Annotated in this window: 4 protein-coding genes; 1 reads left to right on the forward strand and 3 read right to left on the reverse strand. The window is 63.8% G+C overall.

What is annotated here, in order from left to right:
* Nucleotides 1-177: 177 nt before the first annotated feature.
* The gene (locus GY769_23605) at nucleotides 178-513 is read right to left on the reverse strand and encodes a hypothetical protein (GenBank protein MCP4204906.1); all 336 of its coding nucleotides are present in this window, start codon (nucleotides 511-513) and stop codon (nucleotides 178-180) included.
* Between the two features lie 702 nt (nucleotides 514-1,215).
* Here GY769_23605 and GY769_23610 point away from each other — a divergent pair.
* Nucleotides 1,216-1,626, forward strand: coding sequence for a hypothetical protein (locus tag GY769_23610; GenBank protein MCP4204907.1), 411 nt, complete (start codon nucleotides 1,216-1,218; stop codon nucleotides 1,624-1,626).
* Nucleotides 1,627-2,094: 468 nt separating this feature from the next.
* Here GY769_23610 and GY769_23615 read toward each other — a convergent pair whose 3' ends face one another.
* Both GY769_23615 and GY769_23620 read right to left on the reverse strand, forming a co-directional pair.
* Complete coding sequence (locus GY769_23615) at nucleotides 2,095-2,436, reverse strand: hypothetical protein (GenBank protein ID MCP4204908.1); 342 nt, start codon at nucleotides 2,434-2,436, stop codon at nucleotides 2,095-2,097.
* 245 nt (nucleotides 2,437-2,681) lie between these two features.
* A partial coding sequence (locus tag GY769_23620) for a hypothetical protein (GenBank protein MCP4204909.1) occupies nucleotides 2,682-3,172 on the reverse strand: 491 nt, incomplete at its 5' end.

A 3,172-nucleotide genomic window follows, 5' to 3' on the forward strand; every position in this document is an offset into this window, starting at 1 on the left:
ACTCGTTATTCAGGATCGGGGCCCCGATCAGTTGGAAGGCCCAGAAATCGGTCAGGTCGATTGATGGCCGAACATCGGCCAAAAGCGACTGCGGATTCGCACCTCCCGACTTCAGCTGCAAAAGCTGAAGGAGGCCTCGCGGTATGCGATTAATTGGTGGGCGCGCGAGTCCCATCGTCAGAGATCGGTCGCCTGCACCACGACGCGCATTTCAATCGCGCCGCCCGTCGGGTTACGAGCTCCGATAACTAGCCGGTCGCCTTGGGCGAGAACCGCGTTGTAGTACATCTCGTCCGGAATGATCGGATAGTCCGTCCCGACCGCTGGCTCGGATTCCTCGAGCACGACATTCGGGCCGGCGTTGATCGTGATAAACGCACCGTCCGCGGACTCGAGCACGCCAACGCTGACGAACTGATTCACTCGCGCAAACTCGAAAACGGACCCGGAAATCAGGTTCGCATCCGACGCGCCAGCGCCTACGCTGACCGTTCTTTGGATAACTCCGCTCATGGCTCAACCTCAGATTGTGGGAATGATTCGGCGAGCGCTGCGCGGGACTGCCCGCTTGATTGCCCCGACAGGATCCGACTTCAGTTGCTTCACAGCGAGCTTGGCGCAATCGACCTCGCGCCAGGTTACGAACTGAGTCGAGCCAGGGAACTCGCGAAAAAACCCCTCGCGGCACTTGCCCTTACGCCGTCGGCGCCGCTTCACTTCCTGGCACTTCTTCCGGCCGGCTCGGGCGCCCGTGGGCTGCCCGCCCGGAGTCTGTGGCCCGGGAAGCTGCGGCGCTCCCGGCGGGGCAGATACTACCGGTGGGCTTCCAATGGGTGTCAAGGGCGACAGCCCGGTGGCCGGCGCGAGCCCAAGAAACGGCAGCAGACTAAAGGTCGGGCCCGCAGCCGCACGCGAGGGAATTCGGATGCGGCCGCGAGTTGCGGCCCGCCCAGGACGGGCCGTCTGGCGGTCGCGCTCCCGTTCAATCTGTCGCCGCGGCGTGGTAACTTGGATTTCTTCCAATTCGACGTCGGCCGTGTCCGGCTCCCGATCGACGTCCGGCAAGCCGCGCCTCCGCGCGGGTTCCGTCGTTTCCGGGGCCGTTGATGGAGGAATTTCAATATGCGGAGGCCCAACAGGTATTTCGTGAGGCTGCCCCGGCTGCGGTACCGGTATTCTGACCGGTCTGCGCCGCATGGGGGGGAGTGGTTCGGGTTGAGTTTGGGGGACGACTCGAGGAACGGGACGGGTCCGCCGTGGTGCGGGACTCGGAGTTACGAGCGGCGGCTTTGGTATCACAGTGGGAAGGGGAATCTCTATGGGGAACTCGCCTGGGTCAAAGCCGCGTTCGCGGGCGCGCTGATGCGCTCGCCGGCGAGCGCGGACACTTTCCAACTCACGCTCGAGTTCCTCAAGTGTCCTGCGACGATTCGTCTCGAGGACGTTGAAAATTACATCAATCAGCACTACCCCCCCGATCAGGATAGCGCCGGCGACCCCGGGGATGATTCGGCTAGTCGCTCGGGCGGCGACCGCGGCGTCGGCCGCGGTCACGCCTCGGACGACCTCGGGAAGGCCTCGGACGAACCCGGCGACTCCGACGAGGGGGATTTGCCCAGGGCGTAGGGGGCCCCGGGGGGCGCGGGGGACGTTGAAGCGCGGGTCTTTGCCCGACGGCGGGCGCAGCCGCGGGTCCTGGAGGGGAGGAATCCCGATAAACGGCGGGAAATTCGGGTCGAGCGGGTCGATCGGGACCCGCGGAAACCCCGGTATCTGTTGCTCCGGATCTAGGTCGAAGTCCGAGCCGTTCGACACGGATCACCGTCGTTTTCGGGCTCGCCGTTTCTTCGCGAGCGCGCGCCGACCTTTCGCCAGCGCCGCGAGCTGCTTCGGCGTGGCCTTACTGCCCCTGCGTCTCGCCGCCGACTTGCGACGCGCCGGGGCTCGCCGCCTCGTGACCTTCTTCCGCTTCCGGGTGGTACGACGCTTTCGGACTGTCCGTCGGGTGCCCGCCGCGCGGGTTGCCATCATCTGTACCGCGGCGGACTGCTCGTTTGCGCCGGGCGGGAGAATCGCTGCCATAGCTACCGGTCCTCATCTGCGAATCCTGGAAAGGGGTCCGACGGCGATCATAACCCGCTTTCGCCATTCGTCGACACTTTCCCCGTCGCGCCGGGACGTCTCGGTGCTGCTCTCGGGTAGATCTTCTTCGGGTTGGCGTTCTCGTGCCTCCTGCCCGAGCAACGCGTTGTACCGCATCTGGAGCTTCCTGAAGCGCTTCCCGATTCGCTCTTGGGCGTCGTCAAGATCTGCAACAGCATCCTCCAGGCGAGAAACACGCGGTGCGGGTCGTTTGGCATAGGCCTCTCCCAGTGCGGCAAGGCTGGCGATCAGTGATAAAACGGCAATGGCGAGGGCCAAATAGGGGATAAGCATGTGGATATACCTGTGGATGGTGGAAGGAGGGCCCTGGCGGGCCGGATGTATCCGCCCGGTCCCGCCCCCGAGCGTAGGTGCGCCCCTTGCGGTGCGCAACCTGTTGATAAACCGTGGCGAGAAACCGACCGAAACGGGCGTAGAAAGCCTACTTTTGTAATTTTGTTGTCAAAAAACCACGTTTGGCACGGACGTGCCTGCGCGCCAGGAGGCGTGCCTGGGAAGATCTGACGGTACCGCGCCCGTCAGATTTGGTCGGGAACGAGCCTCGCCGCGAGCGCCTGGCAACTCAGAACGCGCGTGCCGGCCGCAATGTCGAGCTGGTCAACTCTGGCTCGAATGTCGAACGATCCCGTCAGAATCAATGGATCGTTGAACTGAGCCGATGCGACGTTGCGCTGTTGCGTGGCTGTTGCCGTGAATGGCGCTGACTGGGCGAATGGCATGAATCCGCCCGTCTGGCCCTGGAGCCCGATCGAGCACATCGCCACATCCCCGGCCGTGGTGAGCTGGAGAGTGGCCGAAAGCGCGTAGACGATCCAGATTTCCGGATTCAGAATGTTCAAGTCACTCGTGGTCCCGGCAGCGGCGACGGACTCGTTATTCAGGATCGGGGCCCCGATCAGTTGGAAGGCCCAGAAATCGGTCAGGTCGATTGATGGCCGAACATCGGCCAAAAGCGACTGCGGATTCGCACCTCCCGACTTCAGCTGCAAAAGCTGAAGGAGGCCTCGCG

The sequence above is a fragment of the bacterium genome, from assembly GCA_024224155.1.
GTDB lineage: Bacteria > Acidobacteriota > Thermoanaerobaculia > Multivoradales > JAHEKO01 > CALZIK01.